The sequence below is a fragment of the Staphylococcus cornubiensis genome (assembly GCF_900183575.1).
Classification (GTDB): domain Bacteria; phylum Bacillota; class Bacilli; order Staphylococcales; family Staphylococcaceae; genus Staphylococcus; species Staphylococcus cornubiensis.
In genome coordinates this window covers 43,998-50,552 of sequence record NZ_FXUZ01000014.1, presented here as the reverse complement: position 1 = coordinate 50,552, position 6,555 = coordinate 43,998, and the positions used below count along the sequence as shown (strand labels likewise).

At 39.9% G+C, this 6,555-nt stretch carries 7 protein-coding genes; 1 reads left to right on the top strand and 6 read right to left on the bottom strand.

What is annotated here, in order from left to right; translation table 11 throughout:
* Nucleotides 1-215: 215 nt before the first annotated feature.
* From CCE82_RS10700 to CCE82_RS10680, 5 genes are all read right to left on the bottom strand, one after another.
* Nucleotides 216-581 carry a YutD family protein gene (locus tag CCE82_RS10700; protein ID WP_086429368.1) on the bottom strand — a complete coding sequence of 122 codons (366 nt, stop codon included), beginning with the start codon at nucleotides 579-581 and terminating at the stop codon, nucleotides 216-218.
* A gap of 18 nt (nucleotides 582-599) precedes the next feature.
* Complete coding sequence (gene lipA / locus CCE82_RS10695) at nucleotides 600-1,517, bottom strand: lipoyl synthase (protein WP_086429367.1); 918 nt, start codon at nucleotides 1,515-1,517, stop codon at nucleotides 600-602.
* A 76-nt stretch (nucleotides 1,518-1,593) separates the two neighbouring features.
* Entirely contained in the window at nucleotides 1,594-2,922 is a 1,329-nt protein-coding gene (locus CCE82_RS10690; protein WP_086429366.1) for a bifunctional metallophosphatase/5'-nucleotidase, read from the bottom strand.
* A 16-nt stretch (nucleotides 2,923-2,938) separates the two neighbouring features.
* Nucleotides 2,939-3,763, bottom strand: a complete 825-nt coding sequence (locus CCE82_RS10685) for a sulfite exporter TauE/SafE family protein (RefSeq protein WP_086429365.1) — start codon at nucleotides 3,761-3,763, stop codon at nucleotides 2,939-2,941.
* A gap of 14 nt (nucleotides 3,764-3,777) precedes the next feature.
* Nucleotides 3,778-4,626 carry a DUF72 domain-containing protein gene (locus tag CCE82_RS10680; RefSeq protein ID WP_086429374.1) on the bottom strand — a complete coding sequence of 283 codons (849 nt, stop codon included), beginning with the start codon at nucleotides 4,624-4,626 and terminating at the stop codon, nucleotides 3,778-3,780.
* 123 nt (nucleotides 4,627-4,749) lie between these two features.
* On the opposite strand from CCE82_RS10680, the gene CCE82_RS10675 reads away from it, so the two are divergent.
* Complete coding sequence (locus tag CCE82_RS10675) at nucleotides 4,750-5,457, top strand: alpha/beta hydrolase (RefSeq protein WP_086429364.1); 708 nt, start codon at nucleotides 4,750-4,752, stop codon at nucleotides 5,455-5,457.
* A 21-nt stretch (nucleotides 5,458-5,478) separates the two neighbouring features.
* Here the strand turns inward: CCE82_RS10675 and CCE82_RS10670 are convergent, their stop codons facing one another.
* A complete protein-coding gene (locus CCE82_RS10670) occupies nucleotides 5,479-6,552 on the bottom strand; it encodes an NAD(P)H-dependent flavin oxidoreductase (protein WP_086429363.1) in 1,074 nt (357 codons plus the stop codon).
* Between the last annotated feature and the right edge of the window lie 3 nt (nucleotides 6,553-6,555).

Genomic DNA, 6,555 nt, shown 5'->3' with positions numbered 1-6,555 from the left:
GAGTGTTTGCGTCCGACTTCCTTCAGATTCCACTTCGCAATGGACACCCTTGTCTTTCGCTAACAGTTCCTACTACCAAGCCTGTAACGGACTTTCACCGTCAAGATGTTACCCATGCCGGGCGCACTAAAAAAACAGCATGCACACAATGAAGTTATCCATGCTTCACTATGCACATGCTGCTCCTATATGATTCAATCTATGACACGTTAGATTTAATCTTGTATTGTCGGTTGTATTTTAACATCTTTCAGTTTGTCTGTTGCATCAATAGGTGTATCATGTCCTAATTGTTGCTCGACTTCTGATTTTGAAAGTCGACGTAAGACAAAGTAGGCACATCCAAAATTACAATATTCATAGAGATAATCTTGTATCGTGGAAAAGCGTTTATTAAAATCTGCTTTTTTATACGAATCATGATAAAAGCCCTTTAATCTCAATTGATCATAACCATAATCCCCAACCACAAAGTCATATTTATCTAGAATTTCAGAATATCTCGCAATAAAATCATCTTCATTGAACCCATCTTTATATGACGTTAATAATTCAAAATAATGGTTTCCTACTTTAATCATACGTTCATCACCTGGTTCTTATAATTTAAGTTGTTCTTCACCAAGTCGATGTTTAGCTTTTGCTGCTTCATTTACTTGTTCATCTGCATGGTAAGAACTACGCACTAATGGACCCGCTTGACAATGTTTGAAGCCTTTTTCCATCGCAACTTTACGCAATTTACCAAATTCTAATGGTGTGTAATATTTTTGAACTTTTAAATGTTTACGAGAAGGTTGTAAATATTGACCGATTGTTAAAATATCTACACCATTGGCACGTAAATCATCCATTGTTTCATGAAGTTCTTCAATTGTTTCACCTAATCCCACCATAATACTTGATTTTGTTGGAATGTCAGGTTGTAATTCTTTAGAACGACGTAAAAACTCTAATGTACGATCATAAGTAGCACGTGCACGCACTCTCGGTGTTAAACGACGTACTGTTTCAATGTTGTGGTTTAAAATGTCTGGACGTGCAGCCATTAATGTTTCTAGTGCTTCATAATCACCACCCATATCAGATGGTAAAATTTCGATTGTCGTGAATGGGTTGAGCTCACGTACTTTACGCACTGTTTCAGCGTACACATTTGAACCTGCATCTTTTAAGTCGTCACGTGCAACTGCAGTGATAACAACGTGTTTAAGGTTCATTTGTTTTACTGAGTCCGCTACACGCGCTGGTTCACCTAAGTCTAACTCGTTCGGTAAACCTGTTTTAACTGCGCAGAAACGACATGCGCGTGTACAAACATCACCCAAAATCATAAATGTTGCAGTACGACGTTCACCCCAACACTCGTGAATGTTTGGACATTTCGCTTCCTCACATACAGTATGTAGCCCCTTTTCGCGCATCATTTTCTTTAAGCCTGTGTAGTTCTCGTTTGTATTTAACTTTATTTTAAGCCAATCTGGTTTGCGTAAAATTTCTTCATTTTTTGTAGCCATAACAGCGGAAAACCTCCCATAATTTATAGGTCTTACTATATTATAACGAACTTTACAAGAAATTAAAATCTCCTGTTCATGTAAAATAAACCGTTAACAACTTTTCTTTAAAAATGTCTCTCAAAAACTCGGGCATTAAGTATTGGATATGACCGCCTTTTAATGTTGGAAAATAACGACCAAATGTGTACATATCAACTGTACCTAATATATATATCGCCTCATCGTCAATTTCTTCGCCTTTCACAAAGTAGCGTTCACTCGATTCAATATAGCCGGCATCGTATAAAATATAGCCACCAAATATATCTCCACGAAACCCTAAACCTTGCGCATATTCATACATATATTCTTGCGCACGTGCTTTCAATAATACTTCTTTGAGTTCAGCACCTGTTAACCGAATACGCACAACATTAATCGGATGTGGCAACATTTGATGGACATCATATTCAGTTAATCGTTGTTCTGTATACCCTTTTACAATGAGCCCTGCATTGATAATTGTACAGTCCGCTTCGGTAAATTCATGCACACTTTCGGCTAATAAATAGCTTGCTTCTGTAATATGATTCATCGCGCGCTGCAAAGTAACAGGCATATCAACGACGGGGGCATTGAGCAAGGCTTGACCTTCAGCTTCAAAGTTCGTCTCAACTTCCGGCAATTGCTCAAGTGTGTGTAACATCGCAGTTTTCTCAATGACTTTTCCATTTTCTATCTCTAAAGTCACTTCTCCTAAAAACTGACCATACTTTCCTGCTGCTGCCATTAATACACCATTTTGAACCTCACCGTCTTCAAAGTAATGATGCGTATGGGCGCCAAAAATGACGTCAATTTCTGGCATGGCTTCACAAAGTTTTTCATCAAAAAAGATACCGACATGGCTTAGGACGATTAATACATCATATTCGCCTTCATGTGCAGCAATCTCTTGTTTAATCGCATCAAACGGATCTGTGACGACCCAATCTAACGCCCGATAAAATGGAGTGAACGGGGCTGTCGCTGCGACATACATGATACGCACATCTTCAATTTGTTCAATGTAAGACGTTAAAAAGTTGTGCGGTAATTGCCCTGATTCATCTAATACATTCGTACATGTCACTTTAAACTGTGCCTCATCGTACAATGCATTGAGTGCCTCGTGCGAAATCGTCATCCCTTCATTGTTACCAATCGTGACCACATCACATCCCGCTTCATTCAAAAGCTCTACGTTGCGCTTACCTAACGTCCCTTCTGTCACAGGTAGTGATAAGTCCACATGGTCGCCAATATCTACATAACGAGAAGGGTGCGTTAATTTTGCACGTGCCTCTCTTAAATATGCTGTGATACGTGAATAAGCATGTAAATGACTATGAATATCATTAGTATGATAAATCGTTAAACGCATAATCTCGCCTCACTTTTTAGTTAAAGAATGATTGTATGATGAGATAAATTCCTAACCCCAACATGACGAGTCGTAATATTAATACAACAGTGTCGGATTTGACGGTTTTATTTAATTTCACACCTAATTGTGCACCGACCCAACTCGAAATGATTAAGATTAAACTGTAACCCCATAATACATGGCCTAACACGATATGGCCTATCGAGCCGGTCACACTCGAAAAGAAAATCATCATCATGCTTGTCCCTACTGCTACGTGTGGTGGGAAACGGAATACAAGCAACATTAATGGCGTCATGAGTGCACCACCGCCAATACCAAACAAGCCTGCTGTGAGACCAATGACAAATGACGCGATAATCGCAATCGACGGCACTACACCATAGCGATAATGTTCACCGTGTGAATCCGTAAATGACTTCATATAACGTTCTTGCTGGAATGCTTTGATCGGTGGAATACGATGGCGCACCATGAGTAGCACCGACACGACGATGAGAAATATTCCAAAATATAAATTAAATGAATGAAGCGTTAAAAACTGACTTAAATAAGCCCCAATCAACGCCCCAGGAATAATACCAATCGTGAAAATAATCCCGTTTTTCACATCGACTTGTTTTTGTTTTAAATACCCTACTGTTGAGGATAAACCTGTTGCAATCAAAATAATAGATGATGTGCCGATTGCCGTTTGAGGCGTGATGCCCCCTAAAATATTTAAAGTGACACCAAAGTATATTAATGTCGGTACTATAATAATGCCGCCACCAATTCCAACTAAGGAACCGATAATAGCGGATAAAAATCCTATAATAATCAGGATAATCACACTCACCGTCGTGGCCTCCTTTAAAATAATTTAAGTTGTTGTGGTGCTAAACCTTCATAATCAATACCTAAAAGCTTTTGAAAATATTTCGCATTCGCTGCAGCATGACCACCTGAGTTATTGTTAAATACGACGTACACCTGTTGTGCCTTTTGATTTAACAACGTCACTTTATCCGCTAATTGTTGTAATTCTTCAGCGTTATAATTATAAAGGTAGCGAACGTCTCTCCATTCTTGATCCGTCATATCTTTTTTCGTCCAACCATACTTGTTACGGCCATGAAGTCGAACGAGCGCCGTGTGATGTGTAATGCGATTGACAAAAGGAATGCTCCCTTCACCTATTTGCGGCTCATCACACACAGAATGAATGAGTTGATTGTCTGTCAAAAATTGCAACGTATGTTCTTTCATTTCGCCTTGGAACCAAGATTGATGACGAAACTCGATACATACCGGCACATGCTCAAGTTGCGCTCGGACGTAGCGAATATATTTAATATTTTTAGCGTTACAATCAAACCAAGGTGGAAATTGAACGAGGACCATTGCTAAACGATCAGCCTCAACCAATGGCTGTAACATGAGTCGAAAATCATTAAACAAGCTTTCAATCGTGTCAGCATAATCATGATAGTCTGCATGCAACGTCAATGCTTGATGAATTTTGACGACGAATTTAAAACGTTGCGGTGTCTCACTGATCCATTTCACGATATTACGTTCTGGTTGAATGGCATAATATGAAGCATCTAATTCCACAATTGGAAAATGACTCGCATAAGTTTGTAATTTATCTGTCTTGCGCTGTAAATCTTCATACAAGGTGTCGTGATCGCCCCACCCTGTTAGACCAATTTCTATCATTTTTATCACCGCCTTCATTTTATCATATCCACCCCTCTGATGTATGGGATGGTGCCCCTCGTTTGTTTAGAAGTGGCATAGGGTATAATGGGATTAAAGTCGTGTAAAAAGGAGTTTTCAATCATGGTTAAACAAATCAGTTACGGGACACACGAAGATCAACATTATGACGTTTATGAAAATGAACAAAAGACGTCACAAGTATGGATTGTACTGATTCATGGAGGCTACTGGAGACAAAAATATAGTAAAGCGATGATGGATTTAATGATTGATACATTAATTGAAGCAGGTTATGCAGTCGTAAATGTTGAATATCGTCGTGGTACGTCACATCCATGGCCGATACCGAGTGAAGATGTAGCAGAAGCGATTCAACACTTTAAAGCTTCTACTTATCAACCGCAACAACTGGTCGGCATTGGACATTCAGTAGGAGGGCAACTCGCTTTATTAAATGCACAGTTGTTTGATCAAATCGTCGCACTTGCACCTGTGACAGACGTCCTTTACACGTTGCATCAACATTTAGGACAAGATGCTGTAGCAGAATATTTTGATACGAGTTCAACTCATATAATGCGTGCAGCTTCACCTTTAATGCAAGACCCAGTGGATGTAGATACACTCATTATACACGGATTTAACGATACTTCCGTGCATATGGATACCACACTTTCTTATGTACAAGAAAACTATAAAAATGGCCGGTATTTAACCCTTTATGCCCTTCCATTTTTGGACCATCTGGACTGTATTAATCCAGGTGCGACACATCAAAATATGTTACTAGAATGGCTAGCCCATCGAACTGCTGGCGATAAAGTCTAGCCATTCACTCATCATGCACAGTTACAATTTGAATTTTTCAACTTGTGATTGTGCATTTTGAATGAGTTGCGTGAAAAATGTCGCCGCATCGACATCACGTGCCATACGTACACCTTGACCACTCCACATATGCATCCACTCTGACTTGCCCACCTTACCCGCTGTCGCACGTATATGTTTTGTTAAATCATTTTGTATCGGATACGGTAATGTCGCTGGTCCATCTTCACGTAGATGTTGAATCAATGCATTATGTATACCTCTTGCAGGTTTCCCACTCAGTTCGTGTGTCAGTATAGCGTCTGTTTCTGCACTATTAAAAATAGCTTGTTTATGTGCCGACTTTGCTTGACTGTCATGTGTCGTCAAAAAGGCAGTCCCCATTTGAATTCCTTGAGCACCTAACGCATGACTTGCAAGCCACCCACGACTATCCATCACGCCCCCTGCTGCAATCACTGGAATATTGACATGATCTACTACTTGAGGGATGAGCGCCATTGTTCCGATTAATGGCGACGTCTCTTCGCTGTCATCAAATGTTGCACGATGACCACCTGCTTCGCTCCCTTGTGCGACAACGGCATCAAATCCTGCTACTTCCACTTTTTTTGCTTCTTCAACAGTTGTGGCACTCCCGATTAATACGATACCTGCCTCTTTTAAACGTTGTATCGTTTGTTCATCTGGGATACCAAATGTGAAACTACAAACCGGGACTTGTTGCTGAATGACAATGTTGATTTGTTCATCAAATGTAGAACTATCATGTTGCCCTATCGTAGGTTTTTCAAGTTTTAATGCCTCTCGGTACGGTGCTAAGAAATCATTCATAGCTTCCACATCATCATCCGTATACGAAAAAGACTCTGGTACGAATAAATTAACTGAAAAAGGTTTCGATGTGCGTGTCTTAACCTGTAAAATCTCTTGTTCAAGTGCATCAGGCGTCATATAACCTGCACCAATCGTTCCTAGTCCACCTAATTCACTCACCGTTGCGACGAGTTCAGGCGTCGTACTGCCCGCCATCCCTGCTTGAATAATTGGATAGTCAATTTGACATTGTTCTGTCACCTTTGTTTTGTACCACATTGT

Excerpts from the sequence above, each read along its gene's own strand:
- CCE82_RS10675 (WP_086429364.1), top strand. The coding sequence starts at position 4,750 with ATGGTTAAACAAATCAGTTACGGGACACACGAAGATCAACATTATGAC.
- CCE82_RS10700 (WP_086429368.1), bottom strand. The coding sequence starts at position 581 with ATGATTAAAGTAGGAAACCATTATTTTGAATTATTAACGTCATATAAA.
- CCE82_RS10670 (WP_086429363.1), bottom strand. The coding sequence starts at position 6,552 with ATGTGGTACAAAACAAAGGTGACAGAACAATGTCAAATTGACTATCCA.
- CCE82_RS10680 (WP_086429374.1), bottom strand. The coding sequence starts at position 4,626 with ATGATAGAAATTGGTCTAACAGGGTGGGGCGATCACGACACCTTGTAT.
- CCE82_RS10690 (WP_086429366.1), bottom strand. The coding sequence starts at position 2,922 with ATGCGTTTAACGATTTATCATACTAATGATATTCATAGTCATTTACAT.
- lipA (WP_086429367.1), bottom strand. The coding sequence starts at position 1,517 with ATGGCTACAAAAAATGAAGAAATTTTACGCAAACCAGATTGGCTTAAA.